The sequence below is a fragment of the Ornithinibacillus californiensis genome (assembly GCF_001038485.1).
Classification (GTDB): domain Bacteria; phylum Bacillota; class Bacilli; order Bacillales; family Amphibacillaceae; genus Ornithinibacillus; species Ornithinibacillus californiensis.
The window spans coordinates 30274-55705 of the sequence record NZ_LDUE01000068.1; the positions used below are offsets into that span (position 1 = coordinate 30274).

A 25432-nucleotide genomic window follows, 5' to 3' on the forward strand; every position below is an offset into this window, starting at 1 on the left:
ACCTCTTTGACAATCATAGCATCTTCCAAAATAAAAAGCTATCTATTATAAATTTTTTTAGTCGTTAAGTAAAATGCCCAGTCTTCCGACTAGGCATTCATTTTTATTTTACCGTGTGTTGCACTGTCCATGATACGTACAAATGTACCTTCATTATATGGATAGCCAGATTTATTAATTTTTACACGTACGATTTTACCAATCATATCTTGTGTACCTTCAAACCTCACTTTAAGATAGTTGTCCGTATATCCAACTAGCATATGTGGATTATCCTCATCAAGAACACGTTCTTCTGGTATAACTTCTAAAACTTCATCTTCATAACGAGAAGCATATTCTTTGGCAAGTTCTTCCGACAAGTCAATCATTTGTTGCACCCGCTCATTTTTGATATCCTCATCAACTTGGTCTTCCATTCTTGCAGCAGGAGTACCTGTTCTGCGTGAAAATGGAAATACATGTAATTCTGAATATCCGACTTTCTTAATAAAGTTATATGTTTCCATGAATTCTTCTTCTGTTTCACCTGGGAAACCTACAATCACATCAGAAGTTATTGCGAGATCAGGTAAAGCCTTTCGGATTTTTTCTACCTTTTGGTAATAATACTCAGTAGAATACTTCCTTCTCATTCGTTTTAATACCGTGTCTGAACCAGATTGTAATGGAATATGAAGGTGACGAACAATCTTCTCTGATTTGTCTAATACACTAATAACTTCATCGGTAATTTGACTTGCTTCGATAGATGAAATACGGATACGTTCCAGTCCATCAACTTTAGACTCGAGGTCTAATAGCAGTCTAGCAAAGTTATAATCATTTAAATCTTCACCATATCCTGCTGTGTGAATACCGGTTAGAACAACTTCTTTATAACCTGCTTCGACTAGTTTTTGAGCTTGACTAATTACACTTTCTGGATCTCTCGAGCGTAATAACCCTCTAGACCAAGGGATAATACAGAACGTACAAAAGTTATTACAACCTTCCTGAATTTTTAACGAGGCCCTCGTTCTATCAGAAAACTCAGGGACATCCATCTCTTCAAATACTCGGTTTTTCATTATGTTTGATACGCCATTAACCGGTTCTCTCGTTGTCTTATGGTTTTCAATGTATTTAATCATGTTCTTCCGGTCTTGGGTTCCGACAACTACGTCTACCCCAGGTATTTCAAGAATCTCACCAGGAGACGTTTGCGCGTAACAACCTGTAACACAAACTATCGCATCCGGATTTTTACGTACAGCTCTTCTTATTGTTTGTCTACTCTTCTTGTCACCAGAATTTGTTACTGTACATGTATTGATTACATAGACATCGGAATCATGGTCAAAATCCACACGTTCATACCCCTGTTCCATGAACATGCGCCAAATACCTTCTGTTTCATAATGATTTACTTTACAACCTAATGTGTGAAATGCAACTGTTGGCATTACAAGCCCTCCAATTCTTCCAAGTGATACGAAATACTAGCAAGTGCATATAGAGCCGCTGTTTCAGTCCTTAATATTCTTGGACCTAAACGGACTGGCAAAAAGCTATGTTCTTTTAATGAATCTACTTCTACGGGAGAGAAGCCACCTTCTGGCCCTATACATATAAGAATCTTATCTCCTGCTTTTAGTTTACTAACGATGTTTGCAAAAGACTGGAAAGATGCGGTTTTGGCTTCTTCCTCATACGCAATTAGCCGTACTTGATATGTAGTACTCTCTTCAATTAACTGTTTTAAACTCATTGCTGGTTTAATTTCTGGTAATTGGTTGCGATGGGTTTGCTCACTTGCTTCTTTTACAATTTTTGCATAGCGCATCAATTTTTTTTCTGCTTTTTTTGCGTCCCATTTAACAACAGAACGATCAGACTGAAAGGGAATAAATGCTGATGCACCCAGTTCAGTCCCTTTTTGCAAAATCCAATCCATCTTATCACCCTTAGGTAATCCTTGTGCAATAGTGACTTGAACTGGAAGCTCTGCATCCTTTTCCATCCATTCTACAACCTCAGCACTAACAGTGTCATTACCAATCTGTTTAATTTTACATATTGCTGCTTTAGAATGAGGTGGGTTACAAATAATTTTATCATCGATTTGCATTCGCATCACTCGTATAATGTGATGAGCATCGTCTCCATCAATAACTACCATATCATTATTCCAATTTTCCTCTGGGATAAAATATCTCTGCATCACATGCACCTACTTTTTCTTTGCTACTACAGAAACCCAATCTTCTAACTCATTGATTTCAATAATTTCAAAACCTTGTTCTTCAAGCTGATCTAATACAATTTGTTGTTTTGCTTGAATAATACCTGATGTAATGAAGTAGCCGCCGTCAACAAGATTTTCCCATGCTTCTTTAATAAATCGAACAATGATTTCTGCTAGAATATTGGAAACTATAATATCAGCTTTTATATCCACATTATTAAGTAAATTATTTTGTTTTGTGTGAATAGATGGATTGACTTTATTTACTTTAGCATTTAACTGTGTGCTCTTAACTGCTATTTCATCCAAATCATAGGCATATATTTCCTCTGCCCCGAGTAATGCTGATGCAATACTAAGAACTCCTGATCCACATCCAACATCAATTACCGTCTCCTGACCACTTATATACTTCTCTAATGCGCGAATACTTAAAACAGTGGTTGGATGAGTTCCCGTACCAAATGCCATACCAGGATCCAATTCAATAACGATTTCATTACTAGATTTAGGTGTGTATTCTTCCCAAGTTGGAGTTATAGTAATCTTATCCGAAATCTGTACTGGTTTATAATATTTTTTCCATGCTGTTGCCCAATCTTCTTCATTGACTTCACTTAAGGAAATTTGATTTGGCCCCAAATCAATATCAAACATGATTAAATTATTTATTGCTTGTTTAATTTCTTCTACAGTTTCACCAAGAAAACTGTTAAATGGCAAATAAGCCTTAATATAAACCCCTTCTTCAGGATAATCTTTGGCATCTAGTTCGAATATTTCTCCAAACATAGCATCCTTTTCAACTACCAAATCTAACGGGTCTTCAATAACAACACCACTAGCACCTAATTCATGTAGTATATTTGAAATCGGTTCAATCGCTTCATTAGTTGTATGAATACACATTTCTGACCATTTCAAATGAATCTCACTCTTTTCCATTTATGTTATTGTCTATTGTTCCTGATCGGATAATTAGTTATGTATTGGGAATTAGGTGTAACCCTTAATCCCCTTTAAATGCTCTTTTAAACTTCTGGAATAGAGAGTCATCTTGTTCTTCTGTTTTCTCATAACCAGCAATGTCATTAAATTCACGTAGCAATTCCTTTTGGCGGTCCGTTAACTTTGTTGGTGTTACAATACGAACTTTAATATGTTGATCGCCTTGACCATACCCTCTGACATTTGGTGCGCCTTTTCCTTTCAGGCGAAATACTTTTCCAGTTTGTGTTCCTGCAGGTATTTTAAGTTTAACTTTACCATGAACTGTCGGTACCTCTACTTCATCACCGAGAGCAGCCTGTGTAAAGTTTAGAGGCAATTCACAGAAGATGTGATCTCCTTCTCTAGTAAAGAACTCATGATTACGAACTTGAATGACAACATATAAGTCACCAGCAGGACCACCATTCTTACCTGGTTCACCTTTACCCGCAACACGAATTTGTTGACCTTCATCAATTCCAGCCGGAATATTGATATGGATTTTCTTATTCTTTTTAACGGTTCCTTTTCCACTACATGTTGTACATTTGTCTGTAATCATTTTTCCAGAACCACTACAGTAATGACAAACTCGACGGTTTACAACACGACCAAAAGGTGTGTTTTGTTCAGTATTTAATTGTCCCAAGCCATGGCAGTGTGTACATGTTTCTGGTTTAGTACCAGGCTTAGCTCCAGAGCCGTGACAAGTATTACACTCTTCATCTTTAGGTATCGTAATATCTGCTTCTTTACCGAAGATTGCTTCTTCAAAGTCAAGAACCATTGTATATTGTAGATCTGCACCTTGTTGTGGTGCGTTAGGGTCTCTTCTTCGACCACCTCCACCACCAAAGAACATATCAAATATATCACCAAAGCCACCGAAGTCTTGTGCTCCACCACCAAATCCTCCGAAACCTTGGCCACCATTCATTCCTGCATGACCAAATTGATCATATTGTGCCCGCTTTTGTTCATTGGATAGTGTTTCATAGGCTTCTTTTACTTCTTTAAATTTATCAGCTGCATCAGGCTCTTTATTTACATCTGGATGATATTCCCGAGCCAATTTGCGATATGCTTTTTTAACTTCTTCTTTGGATGCACCTTTATCGACACCCAAAACTTCATAATAATCTCGTTTCGACACTCTGTATCACTCTCCCGAATCACTTTCACATAGAGTAAATCATAACATTAACAATAATACACTGGCAAATGGTTCACCGTTGTTTTTCTTTTATAGAGAAAGGTTGATTTCTTAGATTTTGTTTTTAATAGTTAGTCCGCAGCCAGTATACACTTCGCTTTCCGCGGGCGGCTGGTGAGCCTCCTCGTGCAAACGCACTCCGGGGTCTCACCTATGCCTATCCTCCCGCAGGACAAGGAATGCTTCGAAAGCGACTCATCGCACGCAGAAAAAGTGGTTTTCTTTTTCAAGGAGTCTACGTGAATACTGGCTGCTCCGAGAAGATACCAGATTTGCTTTCTTCTACTGAGAACCACCAAGCCAAAAAGTCAAAGCCAAGAAGGTCCTGACTTTGACTTTTTTATTACCTATATTTACTTATTTTTTATCTTCGTCATCCACTTCTTGGTAATCTGCATCTACAACGTCTTCTGCTGAGTTTGGTTCAGCTTGTTCCTGACCAGCTTGATTCTGTTGTGCCATTTGCTCATAAAGTTTAACGGATAATTGTTGTACTTGTTCTTGTAGAGTTTCTTTTTTAGCCTTGATATCGTCAAGGTCAGTACCTTCTAATGATTTCTTCAACTCTTCTTTAGCTGCTTCTGCCTTTTGTTTTTCTTCATCAGACACTTTGTCAGCTAAATCTTTTAATGTTTTATCCGTAGTGAAGATTAGTTGGTCTGATTCATTGCGTAATTCTACTTCTTCACGGCGTTTTTTATCTGCATCTGCATTTTCTTCTGCTTCTTTTACCATGCGATCTACTTCTTCATCAGATAGACCAGAAGAAGATTTGATTGTAATTGATTGCTCTTTGTTCGTACCCATATCTTTCGCTCGTACGTTAACAATACCATTAGCGTCAATATCGAAAGAAACCTCAATTTGTGGTACTCCTCTTGGTGCTGGTGGGATATCAGCTAATTGGAAACGGCCAAGTGTCTTATTATCTTGTGCCATTTCACGTTCTCCTTGAAGTACATGAATATCCACTGCTGTCTGATTATCTGCAGCTGTAGAGAAAACTTGAGAATGACTAGTAGGGATAGTCGTATTTCTCTCAATTAGTTTTGTAAATACTCCGCCCATTGTTTCAATACCTAATGAAAGTGGTGTAACATCTAGTAAAACAACGTCTTTCACATCACCTTGTAATACTCCACCTTGGATAGCAGCGCCAAGTGCTACAACTTCATCAGGGTTTACACCTTTAGATGGGTCTTTACCAATTTCACGTTTAATTGCTTCTTGAACAGCAGGAATACGTGTGGATCCACCTACTAAAATAACTTTATCAATATCACTAGCAGTTAAATCTGCATCACGTAACGCCTTGCGAGTTGGTACCATCGTACGCTCTACTAGATCAGAAGATAGTTCTTCAAACTTAGCACGTGTTAAGTTCATTTCTAAATGTAATGGTCCAGCTTCTCCAGCCGTAATAAATGGTAACGACACTTGAGTTTGTGAAACACCTGATAAGTCTTTCTTCGCTTTCTCAGCGGCATCTTTTAGACGTTGCATCGCCATTTTATCCTTAGAAAGATCAATTCCATTTTCCTTTTTAAACTCTGCTACTAAATGTTCAATAATAACATCATCAAAGTCATCTCCACCTAGGCGATTATCACCAGCTGTTGAAATAACTTCAAATGTCCCATCGCCGATATCAAGGATGGATACGTCGAAAGTACCTCCACCAAGGTCATAAACTAAGATTGTTTGGTCTTCATTTGACTTTTCAATGCCGTATGCAAGTGCTGCAGCAGTAGGCTCGTTAATAATACGTTCTACTTCAAGACCTGCTATACGACCTGCGTCTTTTGTTGCTTGGCGTTCTGCATCATTAAAGTATGCAGGTACCGTAATTACCGCTTTTTCTACTTTTTCACCAATATAATCTTCAGCGTATGATTTTAGGTGTTGAAGAATAATAGCTGATACTTCTTGTGGAGTATAATCTTTATCTTCAATAGTCTCTTTGTAATCTGTACCCATATGACGCTTAATTGATTGGATCGTATTTGGGTTTGTAATCGCTTGACGCTTTGCTACTTCCCCAACTTGTCTTTCACCGTTTTTAAAAGCTACAACTGATGGCGTAGTGCGATTCCCCTCTGGATTAGGGATTACAACCGCTTCTCCACCTTCCATAACTGCAACACATGAGTTTGTTGTACCTAAGTCAATTCCAATTATTTTACTCATAGTTTTATTTCCTCCTTGAATCTACGTCTGTTTATTTATTTACTTTCACCATAGCTGGACGGATAACACGATCTTTAATCATATATCCTTTTTGCAATTCTTCTACAACAACATTTGCATCAAAATTATCATCTTCTACCTGCATTACTGCCTGATGAATATTAGGATCAAATTCTTGTCCAACAGATTCAATTGGCTCAACATGATGCGTTTTGAGTGCATCAACAATTTGTCTATAAACCATTGAAATCCCATCTAAAAGACCTTTGTTAGCATCTGTTGCCTCCACTTGTAAGGCACGCTCAAAGTTATCAATTGCAGGTAATAAGTCTGTCACTACATCTTGTGCTTTGTACTTACGTTCTGCTTCTCTTTCCTTTAGCGAACGCTTTTTGAAGTTATCAAATTCAGCTTGTGTCCTTAATAATCTCTGATATAACTCTTCTTTTTCCTTTTGTAGGCTATCCAATTCTGCCTCAATTTCATTGGTTACTTCAGATGTTTCTTCTTCGTTTACTTGATTAGAATCATTAGAACTTTCTTGAACATTATCCTGTTCTTCTTCTAAGATAACTTCTTCTTCGTTACCTGTAACGTCCTTTTCTTCCAAGTCGGGCACCTCCAAAATACATTACATGCATAAAGCTTTCCATTTTTTTACTATACTATCCGTTGTTTTTATACCATAAGTACAATGCATCTGTCATTTCATTTGATAAAGCATTCAGTAATGTAATAACTTTTCGATATTCCATACGAGTAGGTCCTAATAATGCAATTGTACCCATTTGTTCCGCGCCTAATTGATAAGACGCAGTAATTAGACTAAAGTCCTTTATCTCATCGAACTCATTCTCATTCCCAATCGTCACTTTTATACCATGTTGGGGTGTTTTAAGTAAGTTCACAACCCGGTCTTCATTCTCCATCATCTGATAGAATGAACGAACCTTGTTAATATCATTAAACTCCGGTTGTGCTAACAGGTTAGTCTTACCACCAATATATAACTTGACTGGTTGATCCTGAAAGAACGCCGATTGAAGATATTTAAAGGATTTTTCGAAATCTCGTACATAGATTCGCATTAAAGATATTACTTCTGTTGTGATTACTTCAGGAAGCTGGGCAAGGGAAACTCCTTTTAGTCGTTCATTTAGTATATTGACGATTTTTTCTAAATCGGAGGCACTAATCTCAGCTGGAATAGTGAATGAACGATGCTCCACATGACCTGAGTCTGTTACAAGGATTGCAACAGCTGAATACTCTGAAATTGACACAATTTGCAGTTGTTTTACTTTAGTCTCAAAAACCTCTGGACCTAAAATGATGGAAGTATAATTGGTTAAATCAGATAACACCTCAGCAGATTTTTGAACGAGCTTTTCAAAATCAACAAATTCATCCCGTATTAAATCTTTCATAAGATATAGATTGCTTTTCCCAACTGTCGGTGCAATGACATTATCTACGTAATAACGATAACCTTTCTCTGAAGGTACACGACCTGAAGAAGAATGAGTTTTCTCGATATAACCCATTTCTTCTAGGTCAGACATCACATTACGTATGGATGCAGCACTAAGAGATATTTCATCTTTTTTTGAAATAGCACGTGATCCAACTGGGTGAGCCGATTCAATAAAATCATCAATTATAACTTGCAAAATCATTAATTGCCTATCTGATAACATTTAATGATCACCTCTGTTAGCACTCTCATTACTTGAGTGCTAATTCTAATAATAAATTATCAAATCCTTATTTTTTTGTCAATGCAATTGCCTCTAAATCGTTGTCTTCTAAAAGAAAATATTCAAATGCTTCATTTCCAAAGAGGATACCTTCCTCAGTCAGATGAATTGTTTCAACATCTTCTATTAACCATCCTTTTTGCTTAAGATGCATTATCTCATTTGAATAGAGTAAATCATGAGAAAATCCAAATTTGGATTGAAAGTCATTTTTGTTTATCCCACTAAGTTTACGTAATCCTAAAAATAATTCTTCCTCAATTTTCTCTTTTAATCCTATTGTGTCGATTCTTAATACTGGTTTTCCATCATCCATTGCCTGTTTGATATAGGCTGGTAATGGTCGGATATTTTGTGTTCTTTTTCCAGGTAGGTATCCACTCGCCCCAGCACCAAATCCATAGTAATAATCATTGTTCCAATAGGTTAAATTATGCTTACTTTCAAATCCAGGCTTAGCAAAATTACTAATTTCATATTGTTTCAAACCGGCTTGTTTCATATTCTTCTTTAAGATCTCATACATTTTAACTTCTTCTTCTTGTGCAGGACGGTGGAGTTTCCCCTTTTTATATCGGTTATAGAAAATTGTTTTAGGTTCGATTTGCAAGGAGTACGCCGAATAATGAGGTAAATCAAAAGAAAGTGCTTCTTTCACTGTACGCTCAAAGTGTTCCGCAGTTTGGTTTGGTAAAGAATAAATCATGTCCAAACTAATATTATTTAGTCCTTGTTGTTTTAATAGGTCAACAGTTTTATATACATCCTCTATTCGATGTGCTCTGCCTAACTCCTTTAACATTACATCATCAAAGACTTGTACACCTAACGAGACACGATTAATACCATATTCTCTTAATAGCTTAGCCTTCTCTTCATCGAAGTCACCTGGGTTCGCTTCGATTGTGTATTCCTCGCAATTCCACACATCAAATTTATCCGAAATTAAAGAAAGGAGCTTTTTTAATTGTAAATGCGTTAAGGCTGTTGGCGTACCTCCTCCAATAAAAATTGTCTTCACAGGATTCTTTTCCCCTGAAACCTGCACATTGACCTCATTGGATAACGCCTCTAAATACTCCGTAGCCAACTGCTCATTATAAAAGAACTTCGTAAAATCACAATAATGACAAATATGCTGGCAAAACGGAATATGAATATATACAGACTGAATCATAAGTCGTATCTCCTAACTAATACTTTAATAGTATGCCTTCTAATTGTTTTTCTTAAGTAAGTCATAAACTTTGTTATATTGGTTGAAATGAAAGTGGCTGTGGATCGTGATAGAACCCATTTCTAAAAAAGAAAAGGAAAAACTTCTAAAAAGTTCTTCCGTTCTCCTTCACTATTCATCATCCATTTTCAACACTGCCATGAATGCTTCTTGCGGAACTTCAACAGATCCAACCATTTTCATCCGCTTCTTACCTTCTTTTTGTTTCTCAAGTAGTTTTCTTTTACGTGAAATATCTCCACCATAACATTTCGCTAGAACATTTTTACGCATTGCTTTAATTGTAGATCTAGCTACAATTTTATTACCAATAGCTGCTTGTATCGGCACCTCAAATTGTTGTCTAGGAATTAATTCTTTTAGCTTTTCTACGATTTGTTTTCCACGTTCATAAGCAAAATCCCTATGTACGATGAATGATAAAGCATCAATTGTCTCAGCATTAAGTAAAATATCCATTTTCACAAGCTTAGATGGTCGGTAACCTAGTAATTCATAATCGAAGGAGGCATAACCTTTTGTATTTGATTTTAATTGGTCAAAGAAGTCATATACAATTTCAGATAATGGAATATGATAGATTACATTTACACGTATGTCATCCAAGTATTCCATATCAATGAATTGTCCACGTTTCTTCTGGGCAATTTCCATTACTGCTCCAACGTACTCATTCGGCACCATAATCGTTGCTTTTACAAATGGTTCACGAACCTCTTGTATCTTTTGAGGATCGGGCATCATCGACGGGTTATCGATAATGATTGCTTCTCCATCTGTTTGTTCTACTTCATAAATTACACTAGGTGCAGTTGTGATTAAATCAATCTTAAATTCACGCTCAATCCGTTCTTGGATTATTTCCATATGTAACAGACCTAAAAAGCCACAGCGGAATCCAAATCCTAATGCCTGTGAAGTTTCTGCTTCATATTGTAAAGCTGAATCATTCAATTCTAACCGTTCTAGTGCTTCACGTAAATCATTATATTTATTAGAGTCGACTGGATAAAGACCACAATATACCATCGGATTTAATCTTCTATAGCCTGGCAGTGGTTCAACCGCTGGATTATTAGCTAGGGTTATCGTGTCTCCTACACTTGTATCACCAACATTTTTAATCGATGCGGTTATATATCCAACATCTCCTACATTTAACTCTTTAAGCGGTAATGGCTTTGGAGTAAATACGCCAACTTCATTAACCTCAAACTCTTTACCATTGGCCATCATTTTAATCCTATCGCCAACCTTAACAGAGCCTTCCTTAATGCAGACATATGCAATTACGCCACGGTACGAATCATATAATGAATCAAAGATCAATGCCTTTAACGGTTCATCGGGGTTACCTACAGGTGGAGGGACAGCCTCTGTTATTCTTTCTAGGATATCTTCAATACCTATATTCGCTTTAGCTGATGCTAATATAACATCATCCGGATTAATGCCGATAACTTCTTCTAATTCTTTTTTCACTCGCTCTGGATCAGCACTAGGTAAATCAATCTTATTAATAACAGGTATGATTTCCAAATCATTATCTAATGCCAAATAAACGTTAGCTAAAGTTTGTGCCTCAATTCCTTGTGCTGCATCTACAACTAAAATAGCACCTTCACAAGCTGCAAGACTTCTAGATACTTCATATGTAAAATCGACATGTCCTGGTGTATCGATTAAGTGAAATGTATAATCCTCTCCACTTTTACTCTTATAATGTAGCTGTACTGCGTTTAATTTAATTGTAATTCCGCGTTCTCTTTCTAAATCCATTGCATCAAGCAATTGTTCTTTCATTTCACGTTTTGTAACAGTTTGTGTATTTTCCAAAATACGGTCAGCCAGCGTAGACTTACCGTGGTCAATATGGGCTATGATAGAAAAATTACGTACATTTTCTTGTTTTCTTGCCATACGTGGTGTTCACTCCTATTGCCTTTACCATTAAACAGTAAAAGTACAAATTTAATACTTACTATAGTAAAAATTCGATGATTGCTAGGATGATTATAGCAATTGGAACCTATAGTTTCAAGAAAGAGTTGTTCATACGAGGCATAAAAATAAAATCATCGCTCAAATCTGAGTATCTTCAATTAAAATTTAGAGACTGGGACAAAAGTAATTCTATTAAGGTTAAATCCGAACATCATTATTAGTGCACATACCCCGCCCCGGAAATATACTGCGCTTTCCGTGGGCGGCTGGTGAGCCTCCTCAGAGCTATCGCTCTTGCGGGGTCTCACCGATGCCTATCCTCCCACAGGAGTCTCCGTATATTTCCGGGGCTAATATGGTGATTGTTCTCATTTTTAATTCATTTGATTTTAGTTATGTCCCAACCCCCTCATTTGTTAGAAAAACAATTGAGAAATTTGATATAGAATTTGAACTATTAGATCATAAAACCCTTGTACGATTACTTCCAGAAAGGATGCTGTTTTTTGGCTTAAGTGATCCGGATTAGAATTGGAAAGTTCTTGTGCAACTACTTGTTGATTTACAACCTCAGGTTCTTGTACAGTTTCATTAACCGTTTGTTGAACCTGTGCTTGCGTTTCCGTTACTTCTTGTATGGCAGTAGGTTTTATAGATTCCACGGCCTTACCATTATAGTCAATCCCTACGATTGCCCCAACTAAGAAACATATAACTAACAGCAGCATCACAGATACAAATTTAAACATTTCTAGAACCTCCCTTTAATCGGAACTTACCTTTTCGGCATCCCAGTAAAACTCACTAAATACTTCTGCCAAGGCTTCCGCTGAACGATATAATTCCTCAAGATTATTATCAACACCACCAATTTCAACTGTTAGGGCATTTTCATGTAAATCTTGGTTAAATACCCCATCTGTACCCGTTCCTTTCTTAGGTGGTAGTACACCCCTGCTTAGGCCTGGGTATTTTTCCTGCATGAATTTATGAAGCTTGCTGGCTATTTCGAGGTTTTTTTCATAATTTTTATTTTCTCCACCAATAACAAAAGCAATTTTTGCGTATGATTTACCTTCAATAACTTTAGTAGTTATAGATTTTCTTTGTGAATCCCTATGAAAATCAAATACATATTGAATATTATTATTATTTGAAAATACTTCTTGAACATTATTACGAATCGCATCGTAGGATTGCCAATATTCCATGTTCTTTTCATCAAGCAACTTCATAGTATCTGTCTTATCAAGCACGTTACCAATACCATATTGATCCAACGTCTTGGAGAAGCGCTCACTAACCAACGAAATATTAACTTCACTATGTTGAGCAAGATTGGGATTAGTTACATCCGGGAGATGTGGTAAAAACGACTCGTAGTTATGAGTGTTATAGACAAACACAACTTTTTTATCTCCTGTAGAAGGCATGTCTTCATCTGGTGTTTTTGATTCATCCTTGTCAACTTCTTCATCTACTACTGCCTCACGCTCTTTTAGCACTTCTTCAAGTGGTGGTGAAGATTCTATCGGCAGATTTGTGTAATTTGTTCCCTCACCAGCTATAAAAATTTCACTATCATAAATCGAGAAGCCTGGTAGTTCATTACCCAATAAACTTCTAGGATCATCCGGTTTAATACTTGTAGCAATTTGAAAAAGCGTTGAAGACAATTTAGGCATTTCTGTATCTGGCGGAAGTCCTTCCATAAATACACGGTTTTCCAACCCTAACAAATACATAAATGTCGAACTCTCTATTTCACTAGTCCAGTTCGTCAATGTGTTAGACGATAGGCGCAGAGCGGGTGATATTGAAGTGAAAATTCCAATGAATAAAAATAATAATAGAATACTTATTAAATATAAGGCACTTTTCTTCAATAAAAAATAAATGCGTTTATTCTTATAATGATGAGGTCCGACCATAATGTTCCACCTTCCTAGTTCGTCTATAGTAAAATCTATGACGAATTATCGGAAGGTAGAACCGATACTCTCATTTTTCACAAAATTTAATAGATTTATTCCTTAGTTATCTGGAGTACGAAGCAAAATTATCTACATCTACTGCTTCGTGTAATGCAGCATTAATGCCATTCGCTAGTACATGTGACATATCTACCATAAAACCATCTACTTCCTTTGGTGTAACCATCATATTATAGCCGGTAGGGGTCAACACCTCCGAAATAAGCTTTCTTTTTTCCTCATCTGATAGATTACCTACTATACCTAAGAATGTTTGTCTCTTTTCGGCATCCGGCATGTCTTCCTCCGTATATTTCTTCCCACCAAAATTCATATTTGCCGGGGCTAATGCTTTCGAAGGACGGTCCTTTTCACGCCATTCCCTACCGAAATGTTTAAGAATATAATCAATGGTATCGCTTGTTATTGTTACAGCATCTACTACAGTTGGTACACCGATAGCAAGAACAGGTACACCAAGGGATTCTTTACTTAGTTCCTTACGCTTATTTCCAACACCTGAACCAGGGTGAATTCCCGAATCTGAAAGTTGAATCGTTTCATTAACTCTTTCAATCGACCTCGAAGCTAAAGCATCAATTGCAATGACAAAATCAGGCTTAAACTTTTCCACAATTCCAAAGATAATATTGCTCGTTTCAATCCCCGTGACACCCATTACGCCAGGAGTTACCGCTCCCACTGGTCTATATCCTTCAGACACAGATTGATGTTCAAGCTTAAACAAGTGACTAGTTACCAATACCTTCTCAACTGTCATAGGCCCAAGGGCATCTGGTGTCACATTCCAATTTCCAAGGCCAACAACAAGTCCAGTTGCATCCTTCTTAATATTATTTTTCTCTAATAAGTTCTCTATTTCCCGCGCTAAAATTTTCGCGGCATTTTCTTGGCGCTTTGTATCTTGTTTTTTCACACCATCAGCATAGATGGTTACATAAGATCCTGGTTTTTTACCTAATAATTCTGCACCTTCCTGATCGATTTCAACATAAGAGATCTTGATTCCATCTTCCTCTCGATCCTTGAGCTGTACACCTTTTATTTGATCTTCAGGTGGTGTTTCTTTTTCAACATACATATCTTTTGCTTCTACGGCTAAATCAGTACGAACCTGCAATTGGTTCTCGTTCATTTCCTTCATATCCAAAATAAAACGCATCCTTTCTGGCATCTTAAAATCTCACAAATCTATAGCATTAGCCTTAACATTTTCAGTAAAAACATACAATATTACATAAAAAGAGCATTCACTACATTAGTCATTTCTTTAATAGATAAGGAAAGTAATGTAAATTTTTCTATTAGCTCAAAATAATTTTCTTATTGAAAACAAGCGCTAACTTTGGTACAATGTCTCTTGTTCAGTGTAATGAACGTTTGTGTTTCTAGGAGGTGAAATAATGGCTAATATTAAATCCGCAATTAAACGTGTTGATGTAAACAATAAAAAGCGTGCTCAAAACCAATCAGACAAATCTGAAATGCGTTCACAAATAAAGCTAGTTGAAAAATTTGTTGAAGCAAATGATGTTGAAAATGCAAAAACTGCATTAACTGCTACGATCAAGAAAATTGATAAAGCTGTACAAAAAGGTCTTATCCATAAAAATGCAGGTACTCGTCAAAAGAGTCGTTTAACTAAAAGAGTTAACGGACTTGGTGCCTAATTGAAAAAACGATCCCTTTAACAGGATCGTTTTTTTATTGCTTTATTAGATTAAAAAGTAGTAACTCAAATGCCAATTCTTTTTCCATTTTCCCCTGCTTAATCATCGCATCCGTTTCCGTAAGTTGATCCATAATATATTCCAATCTCTTAACGGGAAGCTTTATTTCACGACTTAACGCAATCTTAATAACATACGGGTGAACACCTAATTGTTTTTGCATTTGACCAGAACTATAACCTTTTTGCTTCAGTAACTTGACACGTAAGATAGTTCGGAATTGAAAAGCTAACAGCCCAATCAATGCTATTGGTTCTTCCTTCATTTTCTCTAAATCCTTATAGATAGAAATAGCTTTTGCCAAGTCACCATCCATCACTGCATCCACTAATCTAATGCCCGAACTACTAATCGTATGAGATACCAACTCTTCAGCAACCTGTCTTGTTACAGTACCGCCTTCTCCAACATAAAAAGATATTTTCTCTAACTCACTTTCAATAATCTTTAGATCTGTGGAAAGTTCATTCTCGAATATAGGAAAAGCCTCATCTGCAATTGAAATGTTCAGCTGCTTTGCTAAATTCATAATCCAATTCTTCAGTTCGTATTCTTTAACTGGATTACATTCCGCTACAAGCCCTTTTTCTTTCAGTTGCTTACTGATTTTTTTTCGATCATCAATCTTTTCGTACGGCGCAATAAGAACAAGAACCGTATAATCTACAGGTTTTTGCAAGTATTGCTCTAATACAGGCAGTTGATGTTCAAATGACAACTTGTCTGATTTAGCTTTTAGAAAGACTGCATTTGTAGCAATCACTAACTTCCTTTCACCAAAGAAAGGATACGTCTCTACATCTGCGATTACTTCTTGGATAGACGTTTCCGTTAAATCATATGTAGATAAGTTCTCTTCCTCGTCTAAAACATTTTTAACCAATAAATCCTTGATTTTCTGGATAAAATAATTTTCAGAACCATATAATAAAATGACTTCTGGGATATTTTTCTTTAATTGTTTTACTGCCTCTGTATAAATCATGCTCTTCACTCCACAATAGGTATATATTTTATGGTAATCCGTTGTTGAGTGAATAGCAAGAAAAACCGAGAGGGAAATTTGGGATAAGAATTTCCCTCCCTATCTATATGAACGTTTAACATAATGCCCTAGGAACAATATGTTAAGCGATGTTTTCCTTTATTTATAGCATGACCCTTCTAGCCAAAAGTATAGTTGTCAAGTCTTTCTAATTTTGGTTATGCATAATCTATTTATGACATTTTTGTATCATTGGTGGATTTTTTTATGTATTTAATTTATACTAAAGGTTGATATGGGAGGGTTAGCTATGAATGAATTTGAAAAGAATCCGCAATCAAAAAATAACGATGTTGTAGACTCCATTAAAGGGTTCGGATTTTCTTTAGTTTTCTTTCTTTTAATATTCTTTATAGGTGTAACAATTAGTGTAATTGGTTCTTAAGTACATAAGTGTGGTGCAGGCAAAAGAGACTGGTAAAATTTCCGGTCTCTTTTGCTTTTTTACTAGGTCTATTTATAGACTATGGCTTGAATAAATAAAAAGTTCCACTATTTTTAGTAAATCGATATGTAATTGCTCCTGACTCATCTGTTCTCAACGTTTTAACTTTTTGTTTTTTCAATAATTCCAGTACATCAGTTGAGGGATGACCATACCGATTATTTTTGCCAACAGAAATTAAAGCATAGTTTGGTTGAGTTTTTGAGATAAATAATGAATCTGAGGATGTGTTACTTCCATGATGCGCAACCTTCAAGATGTCAATGTTTAATTCGGGGAACGTTTGAAGAATTTGACGCTCTGTCTCTTTATCGATATCACCTGTAAATAACCAATTCTGTTTCCCAAACTCCGAAAGAAAAACAAGTGAATTTTCGTTACTGCCCTTTTTATCTACCCGGGGAGAAAGAATAGTAAACCTCTTTCCTTTTATATCAAGGGTTTGTCCTGCTTTTACCCTTATTAATTTACTCTTAGTATTCGCATGTAACAAATCTTCATCAAGTTGGAAATACTCACTTACAACTATATTTTCCACAAAAAAATCTTCCAAGATGTGATGCACACTTCCAGCATGATCACCATCCTCATGACTAATGAATATCGCGTCAATCTTCTGTATACCCTTATATTGGAGAAAAGGTTTGATAATTCTTCTATAATTAGCATCTGATAACTCCTGCTCTCCAAATCCTACCTTAGCACCCGCATCAACCAAAAATACCCCTTTTCGAAATGGCAGCTCAATTACTATGGCATCTCCTTGTCCTATATCGAGCATAGTTACACTGCCATAGCTTGATAAATATGGCCTTATCACTAATATCAGTAACAACAGAGTTATGGAAATACCATATATAAAAGCTTGTCTTAATCTTCCATTCTGAATCATCCCCATCATGGCTATTAATAAAGCATAATAGATGATGATAGTTAGGAGGGGAAAGCTACCGGTATACCAGGGAAAATAGGCTATTTGATCCACTATTTCAATAAAACCAACAAAAATATTCTCATGGATGACAGAAAAAAGTATGTCCAAAGGTTCTTGTATGAATCGTAATGGTGCAATAATTACTAAAACAAACATGAGTGGGATAACAAAAAATGTAAAATACGGTACAACAATAACATTGAGGAGAACCGATAGTGGGTTTAGATGATAAAAATAGAGGAATTGTAATGGCATGATCATAAACTGTGAAATAAAACTTAACTTTAACATTTGTGTAAGTAGATTTCCTTCCAAAAGCCATTGTTTAGATAAAATAATCCCAAACGTTACAATAAATGATAATTGAAACCCTATCTGATAAATAATATAAGGATCTGCCATTATTAGAGCTAAGCAAGTAATACTGATTATGTCTGTTACGGTTAGCTTAACTTTTAATTTCTGGATTAGAATTACAATTATCACCATTAAGCTCGCTCGCCAGACGGATGGAGCACCGCCAGCAAGAACCGCATACACCGGTAAGAACATGAGAATTAATAACTGAGCCTTTTCTTTAGTAAATAATCCAATCCTAACAGTTGATAAATAGAGAAGCCCAACAACTAGCCCGATATGAAGACCCGAAATTGCTAATAAATGTGACAATCCCCACCTCTGAAATAATTCTGTTGTTTGATCATCAATCTGGCTATCATCCCCTAGTACTAATGCATTAATCCACCCGCTAGTTACCAAAGAAATTTGTTCAGAAATATGACCTTTGATCAATCCTCTCACCTGATAAATCCAGTTTATCTTGTTTTCTTCTGAACAAGTAATCTCATCCAAAGTAGAAATCATTTCGTAATAAATCCCCATTGAAGCTAAGTACTTTTGATAATCAAACTGTCCTGGATTTCCACTTCCGTCAGGTATCGTTATTTCCCCCTGGAAATTACACATTGCACCAGATTGAATAGTTGTAAGCGCAGAATGACTGTTGTTTGGGCTAAACACGGATACTCGGATTTTATGCTTAGTTTCAACCTCTTGAATATCAAACCGTAATAGGGTTTCGGATAAAGAAATAGGACTTATTATTTCACCTATTAGATTCATTTCTTGAGGGGCATGATTAATATTTAGTAGTTGGATGGGAGGGATATATAGAAGAAAAAATAGATAAGAGGCTAGAGAAATAAGGATAACTAACTTCTCTAACCGTCTAGATTTATATAAATAACTGAGCCAACATACTAAAACAACAAAAAACAAAATGGAATCAAATACAATCGTTAATCCACTGCAAACTACAGAGAGAGCAGGAATATACCAGTAGCCTTTCATTGTTTGGCCTCTATAATTTAAATAGTTCAGTAGCCTTCTCTTTGAGAGAAGTGAATTCTCTTGAATCGTTCTCATCTACCATTTCTAATAGTTCCTTAATTAATTGAGATTTTTCTTTATAATTTAAATCAAATGATAAATAATCTAATTCCACTTTTTCTGTCCTTACTCCCGCTTCTTTAAATAACTGGACAGCATATGGGTGATTTTTATAATCCTCTGCATAATAGACATTCTTTATGCCACTTTGAATTAGTTGCTTGGTACATTGTAAACAAGGATAATGCGTTACATAAACATCGGCGTTTTCCGTTGGCACTCCAAACTTAGCACATTGGAGGAGAGCATTTGCCTCTGCATGAACAGTACGTACACAGTGACCATCAATAACATAACATTCATCATCGATACAATGAACACTCCCCGATACACTACCATTATAGCCACCTGCAATAATACGCTTATCACGGACGATTGTTGCTCCGACCATAAGTCTTGTACATGTACTTCGTAGGGCTAAAAGCTGACTTTGCGCCATAAAATATTGATTCCATGATATTCTTTCCATTATCTTAACTCCCCTCTCTTTAAACCTAGTTTACCTTTCTATTAAATATATCGTCAATTACTTAAGGAACTTGTATTTCTTCTTTAAGTGCCTCTAATGTTTTCTCACCTATTCCAGAAACCTCCAGTAAATCTTCTACTTTTTTAAAATACCCATTTTCTTCACGATATTCTACAATAGCATTCGCTTTAGAGGGACCTATACCAGGTAACTTCTGAATCTCTTCAACAGTTGCATAATTAATCCTTATTTTACTAGTTTGTGCCTGTGTCGCACTCTGCGAACCTTCCTGGCCCATTTTAGGTACGATGATAATCATTTCATCAAAAACTTTTTGAGCAAGGTTAATCTGGTTTTGATCAGCTTCCTTTGTAAAGCCACCCGCCAACAACACGACATCCTGAACGCGAGCGTTGTCATCCATTTCATAAACACCTGGTTGTTTCACTTCGCCTTTTATATCAACTAGTATTTTGCTTACCTTTACATCAGACATACTATTTATTTCAATGGCATTATCCGCTTCAACAGGGATTAAGGTTGCTGTCTGTTCATGATTATCTTCCCGAACTATAAGAAAGATAACGATGGCAGCAATAATTATTAATCCAATAATAATATTTTTCTTTATTATTTCCTGCAAAACGAACACACCTCATTTCCCTTTTGTTCTACATCATACCTAAAAGAAAAAATCCTGGCAAAAAAAGAATAGGACAAGATAAGTTAATTATCTCGTCCTTTTTTGTGCAATAATAAAGATTCGTTCTGCGTTACTTTCAGAAAAATTATTTTCTAATAAAAAATCTGCATGAATATTTAATATTTCTAAACCAGCATTATTTAACAATTCTTTATATACGTGAACAGCAAAAGTTTGTTGATGATGAGTCTCGTCAAACCTAGAATAACTTTCCCCATTCTTTTGGAAGAAAGTCAGCTCATGGAACATCTCACCTTCATGGTCTCCAGGAAAGCAATTCCAAATATAAGCACTACTTTCTGTTACATCAGAAAATGTATTTCCAACTAACTCTTCCTCCACATGTTTAACCGAATGAATATCAAATACAAGTATACCATTCTCATTCAATGCTTTAGCAACATTAGTAAATACTTTCTGAAGACTTTCTATGCTAGTGATGTAGTTGATGACATCACAATAACTAATTGCAACATCAAATCCTACCAGACCTTCTAAGTCAACCAAGTCTTGATGAACCCAGTCTATCTTAAGATTCTTCACACTCGCTTTTTGCTCAGCAATCGTTAACATATCAGATGAATAGTCTATACCAGTTATCGAGTAGTTTTTAGCCAGTTTAATGGTAATCTCACCAGTACCACAGCCTAAATCAATTATTCGCGGTGTTTTTAAATCGTATTGCTTAATAATTCGTTCCGTTAATTTAACCCATTGATCATATGGAGCATCTCCCATAAATTGATCATAAAGTCCAGCCATTAATTGATAAGCCATTCGTTACTGACCCACCTCAAGCGGAACATGGGCAGCATCCCCCCATAAACGCTCCAAATTATAATATTGTCTCTCATCCTTATGGAATACATGGCAAACTACATCACCTAAGTCTACCAACACCCATCTTGCTTGATCGAACCCTTCAAGACGTCTTACAGAAATATTTTCCTCTTCCATTTTATCTTTAATTGCTCTAGCAATCGCTTGAACTTGACGTTCATTTGTTGCATGACAAATCAGAAAATAATCAGCTACTAAAGAAACTTGGGCTAAATCAAGTGCAATTATATCTTCAGCTCTTTTATCATCACATGCTTCTGCTGCTAGTTCTAATATTTCCAAAGGATTATTTTTCAAATTTACTACCTCCATGTAAAAGTCTGGTTAAATCATTATATGCATGAAATGTATCAGGATAAATCCCATTTTGCTTTTCCATTAAATAATTTATGGTATTTCTAGATATCATCCAAGCCGTTCTTATCAGATCGTGCTTCGCCATATTACGTACTTCTTCTAATCCTGGAAAGCTTCTTCCTGGTTCAATATAATCAGCAATAAATACAATAAGTTCTAAATCACTCATATTAGCTCTTCCAGTTGTATGATAATAAATAGCAGATTTAATCTCATCATCTGTTATTCCAAACTCTTCCTCAATCTTGATGGATGCTACCGGTCCATGCCATAATTCATGATGATATAAGAGCAAGTCATTCGGTAGGTAACTTGTTTCGATTATTTTCCTCATTTCATCTAGCGAACGATATTTGCAATAATCATGAAAAATAGAAGCTAATTCCGCTTTTTCAGAAGATACATGATGTACTTCTGCCAGTTTTACTGCTGTTTCGGCTACGCGTAACGTATGTTCAAATCGTGGCTTTGTTAAACAAGGCTCAACTGCATTAATTGCATCATTTTTTTTCATAGAGACCATGCTCCTTAATATAAGTATATATCGAATCCGGAACAAGGTATTTTATCGGTTCATTTTGCTGAATTCTTTTTCTAATCAGAGTTGATGAAATATCGATTAATGGGATATCCACTAATTGTATGGGATAAGAACTTTCCAATTTATACCCCGAGCGTTTCACCCCAACAAATTGAACCATTTCAATTAACTCATCAATTTTGTACCATTTTGGTAAATACTCCACCATATCTGCTCCGATTATGAAATAAAACTCTGTTTCAGGATTAGATATTTTTAATGATTCCATCGTGTCAATCGTAAAGGATTTCCCTGATCTTTCTATTTCTATTGTGTTTAACTTAAATCGCTCATTATTAGCCAACGCTAATTGAAGCATATTTATTCGGCTATCTACATTTACGGTAGCAACACTTTTATGCGGCGGCTCATACGTCGGTATAAACCAAACCTGTTCTAACGCAAGTTGACTAGCAACTTCTTGGGCTATAATTAAATGTCCGATATGGGGCGGATCAAACGTTCCACCTAAAATACCAATACGATTCATCAAATGACCCCTTTTTTTATTCCTTAAGGTAACTCAATCTGTTTGTTTTCTTCTGATTCCTTATATAAAACGATGTTATTACCAATGATTTGAACAATCTCTGCTCCAGTCCCAGATTGAAGTTCTTCAGCAACAGTATCTTTATCGTCTAAACAGTTTTGCAGAATACTTACTTTAATTAATTCTCTTTTTTCTAATGCTTCATTTATTTGTACAATCATATTTTCATTGACTCCTGTTTTTCCCACTTGAAAAATTGCATTTAAATGATGTGCTTTTGAGCGTAGAAATCGTTTTTGCTTACCTGTTAGCATGGTATCACCCTTCTAGTAATTGTTTTAATTGAATGTCCATATTTGTTATAATTGGCAACCTTCCAAACCAAATCTCAAATGCGTATTGTGCTTGATATAGCAACATAGAATGACCATGGTGAACACTAGCGCCCCGTGATTTAGCTTCTTTTAATAATTTCGTCCATATTGGTTGATATATAATATCACTCACTATCGCATTTTCTTGAAGTTTTTCTAGTCGTATGGGAACTTCATCTTCATTTGGCTTCATTCCAACATTCGTCGTTTGAATGATCAAGTCATATTTATCTAAGTTCTTTTCCGCTTCGCTGAGTGTCAGAACACTCGTTTTCGATACCGGTGTTTTTAAATCTGCAATTGATTGAGCCTTTTCTATTGTCCGGTTTGCGATATCGATAAACTGAAACCCCGACTGGTTTAAAGCATAGTATATCGCTCTAGCTGCCCCCCCGGCTCCTAGTAGAAGAACATTTTTTTGTCTATCCTCAACAAATGCTGGATAATGATTCGTCAATGAGCGGAGGTAGCCAATTCCATCTGTATTATATCCGATTAGCTTGCCATTGCGATTTAATACAGTATTGACTGCACCAACTTCTTTAGCATGCGGATCTAGTTCATCTAGAAACGGAATTATCTTTTGTTTATAGGGTAGAGTTACATTAAACCCTTTATAACTATTCTTTCTAATAGTTTGTACCATTTGTTCTAATTCATTTTCTAGTACTTCTAATATAGAATAAGTACCTATTGTCTCTGTATTTTCTAAAAACCTTTGATGAATCCATGGAGATAGAGAATGTTTAATCGGATATCCAACTAAACCTAATTTTCCTTCCAATCTATCCCTCCTAAATCAAGGACTTTCTAATAGATACTGCAACCTCTTTCGGACTATGTGCTACAACTGTACAAGTACCGGTAACTGTAACCCACCCTAATCCAGGAAATACAATATCTGTCTTTTCACCATTTATTCGATAGGAACTCGTAGTAAACGGCGGTAAAAGCTTAATCGATTCATCATCTGGTGGTGATAATAACTCTCCTAAATGGCTCTCGTATAATTCATCAGCCTTATCTAGTTTAGTCCGGTGAATAGGAAGCTGATTTGAAAAATAACATACAAACGACTGCCTATCTCCTTTAATAAAGTCTAACCGTGCTAAGCCACCGAAAAACAATGTTTGTTGGGCATTTAACTGATACACTCTTGGTTTAATTTCTTTCGTTGGTGTAATGACTTTTAAATCTTTATCTGATACGTAATGAGCAATTTGCTCATGATTAACAATTCCAGGAGTATCAATTAGCGCTGATTGATCATCCAATGGAATCTCAATAAACCCTAATGTTGTACCAGGGAAATAAGAAGTAGTGATAACATCACTCTCACCAACAGATTGCTTGATTAGGCGGTTTATAAATGTAGACTTTCCTACATTAGTAGTACCTACAATATACACATCTTGCTGTTCACGATATACTTCAATTTGATTTGTTAACTCCTCAATTCCATTACCTTTTACAGAGGAGATTAGGAAGACATCTTGTACTTTCAGTCCATACTCTTTTGCAGAAGAACGTAACCACTGAATTAGTTTATTTTGATTCGTGGATTTTGGCAATAAATCCATTTTATTTCCAACTAATATGATAGGGTTATTACCAACAATTCTAGGTAAACTTTTAATTAACGTACCATTTACATCAAAAATATCAATAATATGTACAACAAGGCCCTTCTGATCCCGAATCGAACTCACCATTTTGAGAAAATCATCATCATGAATGGACACATCCTGAATTTCATTATAGTGCTTCAATCGGAAGCATCTTTTACACAGAATACTTTCTTTTTCTAATGATGATTTAGGTGTATATCCAAGTCCTTCTGGATTTTCAGTTTGAATTTCCACACCACAGCCTATACAATGGATAGATTCCAACATTATTCCTCCCAACTAATCAAGCCTTTTCTACGAAAGTAATTCATTATTTTCCGCTCTATTCTACGGTTAAATTGTGTTATTTTTTCATCTGTCTGCACAATAGGGACAACTAGTATGGTATATAACCCTGCAGAGTTTCCACCTAAAACATCTGTTAATAGCTGGTCACCAATAACAACAATCTCTTCTTTATTAAGTTCCATTTGTTTTGCAGCTGTTAAAAATGCTCGTCTTAATGGTTTTCTAGCACTAAACACAAACGGAGTACCCAGTGGCTCTGAGAACATTTTAACTCTTTCTTCCTTATTATTAGACATGATCGTCACTTTAATGCCATTATCCTTCATCTGTTTAAACCACTCAATTACCTCTGGACTAGCACTTTTTACATCCCATGCAACTAATGTATTATCTAAATCCGTAATAATCCCCTTAATGCCTCTTTCTTTTAAATCTTGAGGTTTAATATCAAAGATTCTCTTGACATGTTCATTTGGTAAAAATCGTTTTAACAACAGACACACCTCTTCATTTTACTTATCTAACGTCTACTATAGTAACGTATACTATGT

Annotated in this window: 26 protein-coding genes; 2 read left to right on the top strand and 24 right to left on the bottom strand. The window is 35.8% G+C overall.

Features of this window, described 5'->3' with window-relative positions:
- Window positions 1-89 precede the first annotated feature (89 nt).
- The 12 genes from mtaB to gpr all read right to left on the bottom strand — a co-directional run bounded on the left by mtaB (window position 90) and on the right by gpr (window position 14693).
- Complete coding sequence (gene mtaB, locus TE34_RS18685; RefSeq protein ID WP_047986330.1) at window positions 90-1445, bottom strand: tRNA (N(6)-L-threonylcarbamoyladenosine(37)-C(2))-methylthiotransferase MtaB; 1356 nt, start codon at window positions 1443-1445, stop codon at window positions 90-92.
- Complete coding sequence (locus TE34_RS18690) at window positions 1445-2203, bottom strand: 16S rRNA (uracil(1498)-N(3))-methyltransferase (RefSeq protein ID WP_047986331.1); 759 nt, start codon at window positions 2201-2203, stop codon at window positions 1445-1447. The genes mtaB and TE34_RS18690 overlap by 1 nt, the downstream gene beginning before the upstream one ends.
- A 9-nt stretch (window positions 2204-2212) precedes the next feature.
- A complete protein-coding gene (prmA, locus tag TE34_RS18695; RefSeq protein WP_047986332.1) occupies window positions 2213-3151 on the bottom strand; it encodes a 50S ribosomal protein L11 methyltransferase in 939 nt (312 codons plus the stop codon).
- An 85-nt stretch (window positions 3152-3236) separates the two neighbouring features.
- Window positions 3237-4370 carry a molecular chaperone DnaJ gene (gene dnaJ / locus TE34_RS18700; RefSeq protein WP_047986333.1) on the bottom strand — a complete coding sequence of 378 codons (1134 nt, stop codon included), beginning with the start codon at window positions 4368-4370 and terminating at the stop codon, window positions 3237-3239.
- Between the two features lie 417 nt (window positions 4371-4787).
- On the bottom strand, window positions 4788-6617 hold the full coding sequence (gene dnaK, locus TE34_RS18705; protein WP_047986334.1) for a molecular chaperone DnaK: 1830 nt from the start codon (window positions 6615-6617) through the stop codon (window positions 4788-4790).
- 31 nt (window positions 6618-6648) lie between these two features.
- Window positions 6649-7227, bottom strand: a complete 579-nt coding sequence (gene grpE / locus TE34_RS18710; protein WP_047986335.1) for a nucleotide exchange factor GrpE — start codon at window positions 7225-7227, stop codon at window positions 6649-6651.
- Between the two features lie 55 nt (window positions 7228-7282).
- Complete coding sequence (gene hrcA / locus TE34_RS18715) at window positions 7283-8314, bottom strand: heat-inducible transcriptional repressor HrcA (protein ID WP_047986336.1); 1032 nt, start codon at window positions 8312-8314, stop codon at window positions 7283-7285.
- 67 nt (window positions 8315-8381) lie between these two features.
- Window positions 8382-9551, bottom strand: a complete 1170-nt coding sequence (gene hemW, locus TE34_RS18720; RefSeq protein ID WP_047986337.1) for a radical SAM family heme chaperone HemW — start codon at window positions 9549-9551, stop codon at window positions 8382-8384.
- A 171-nt stretch (window positions 9552-9722) separates the two neighbouring features.
- Window positions 9723-11531, bottom strand: coding sequence for a translation elongation factor 4 (gene lepA / locus TE34_RS18725; protein ID WP_047986338.1), 1809 nt, complete (start codon window positions 11529-11531; stop codon window positions 9723-9725).
- A 440-nt stretch (window positions 11532-11971) separates the two neighbouring features.
- A complete protein-coding gene (locus TE34_RS18730; RefSeq protein ID WP_047986339.1) occupies window positions 11972-12304 on the bottom strand; it encodes a hypothetical protein in 333 nt (110 codons plus the stop codon).
- A 15-nt stretch (window positions 12305-12319) separates the two neighbouring features.
- Complete coding sequence (gene spoIIP, locus TE34_RS18735) at window positions 12320-13486, bottom strand: stage II sporulation protein P (RefSeq protein WP_047986340.1); 1167 nt, start codon at window positions 13484-13486, stop codon at window positions 12320-12322.
- Window positions 13487-13592: 106 nt separating this feature from the next.
- Window positions 13593-14693: a GPR endopeptidase gene (gpr, locus tag TE34_RS18740; RefSeq protein WP_407944380.1), complete on the bottom strand. Its 1101-nt coding sequence runs from the start codon at window positions 14691-14693 to the stop codon at window positions 13593-13595.
- 259 nt (window positions 14694-14952) lie between these two features.
- On the opposite strand from gpr, the gene rpsT reads away from it, so the two are divergent.
- A complete protein-coding gene (gene rpsT, locus TE34_RS18745) occupies window positions 14953-15219 on the top strand; it encodes a 30S ribosomal protein S20 (protein WP_047986341.1) in 267 nt (88 codons plus the stop codon).
- A 34-nt stretch (window positions 15220-15253) separates the two neighbouring features.
- Here the strand turns inward: rpsT and holA are convergent, their stop codons facing one another.
- Window positions 15254-16264 carry a DNA polymerase III subunit delta gene (gene holA, locus TE34_RS18750; RefSeq protein ID WP_047986342.1) on the bottom strand — a complete coding sequence of 337 codons (1011 nt, stop codon included), beginning with the start codon at window positions 16262-16264 and terminating at the stop codon, window positions 15254-15256.
- Between the two features lie 310 nt (window positions 16265-16574).
- Between holA and TE34_RS20855 the strand changes: the two genes are divergently transcribed.
- Complete coding sequence (locus TE34_RS20855; protein WP_047986343.1) at window positions 16575-16709, top strand: YqzM family protein; 135 nt, start codon at window positions 16575-16577, stop codon at window positions 16707-16709.
- 79 nt (window positions 16710-16788) lie between these two features.
- Here TE34_RS20855 and TE34_RS18760 read toward each other — a convergent pair whose 3' ends face one another.
- The 11 genes from TE34_RS18760 to TE34_RS18810 all read right to left on the bottom strand — a co-directional run bounded on the left by TE34_RS18760 (window position 16789) and on the right by TE34_RS18810 (window position 25375).
- Window positions 16789-19053 carry a DNA internalization-related competence protein ComEC/Rec2 gene (locus TE34_RS18760; protein ID WP_047986344.1) on the bottom strand — a complete coding sequence of 755 codons (2265 nt, stop codon included), beginning with the start codon at window positions 19051-19053 and terminating at the stop codon, window positions 16789-16791.
- 10 nt (window positions 19054-19063) lie between these two features.
- Window positions 19064-19621 (bottom strand): ComE operon protein 2, encoded by a 558-nt coding sequence (locus TE34_RS18765; protein ID WP_047986345.1) that lies wholly within the window; start codon window positions 19619-19621, stop codon window positions 19064-19066.
- A gap of 61 nt (window positions 19622-19682) precedes the next feature.
- Window positions 19683-20264 carry a helix-hairpin-helix domain-containing protein gene (locus TE34_RS18770; protein WP_047986346.1) on the bottom strand — a complete coding sequence of 194 codons (582 nt, stop codon included), beginning with the start codon at window positions 20262-20264 and terminating at the stop codon, window positions 19683-19685.
- Window positions 20265-20351: 87 nt separating this feature from the next.
- A complete protein-coding gene (locus TE34_RS18775; RefSeq protein WP_047986347.1) occupies window positions 20352-21101 on the bottom strand; it encodes a class I SAM-dependent DNA methyltransferase in 750 nt (249 codons plus the stop codon).
- A gap of 3 nt (window positions 21102-21104) precedes the next feature.
- Entirely contained in the window at window positions 21105-21461 is a 357-nt protein-coding gene (gene rsfS, locus TE34_RS18780; protein ID WP_407944379.1) for a ribosome silencing factor, read from the bottom strand.
- Window positions 21451-22035, bottom strand: coding sequence for a bis(5'-nucleosyl)-tetraphosphatase (symmetrical) YqeK (gene yqeK / locus TE34_RS18785; RefSeq protein WP_047986349.1), 585 nt, complete (start codon window positions 22033-22035; stop codon window positions 21451-21453). The genes rsfS and yqeK overlap by 11 nt, the downstream gene beginning before the upstream one ends.
- Complete coding sequence (locus tag TE34_RS18790; protein ID WP_047986350.1) at window positions 22022-22591, bottom strand: nicotinate-nucleotide adenylyltransferase; 570 nt, start codon at window positions 22589-22591, stop codon at window positions 22022-22024. Before TE34_RS18790 ends, yqeK begins: the two co-directional genes overlap by 14 nt.
- Before the next feature lie 23 nt (window positions 22592-22614).
- Complete coding sequence (yhbY, locus tag TE34_RS18795) at window positions 22615-22905, bottom strand: ribosome assembly RNA-binding protein YhbY (protein ID WP_047986351.1); 291 nt, start codon at window positions 22903-22905, stop codon at window positions 22615-22617.
- Window positions 22906-22909: 4 nt separating this feature from the next.
- The gene (gene aroE / locus TE34_RS18800; protein WP_047986352.1) at window positions 22910-23749 is read right to left on the bottom strand and encodes a shikimate dehydrogenase; all 840 of its coding nucleotides are present in this window, start codon (window positions 23747-23749) and stop codon (window positions 22910-22912) included.
- Between the two features lie 10 nt (window positions 23750-23759).
- Window positions 23760-24860, bottom strand: coding sequence for a ribosome biogenesis GTPase YqeH (yqeH, locus tag TE34_RS18805; protein WP_047986353.1), 1101 nt, complete (start codon window positions 24858-24860; stop codon window positions 23760-23762).
- Entirely contained in the window at window positions 24860-25375 is a 516-nt protein-coding gene (locus tag TE34_RS18810; protein WP_047986354.1) for a YqeG family HAD IIIA-type phosphatase, read from the bottom strand. The genes yqeH and TE34_RS18810 overlap by 1 nt, the downstream gene beginning before the upstream one ends.
- Window positions 25376-25432: the final 57 nt, after the last annotated feature.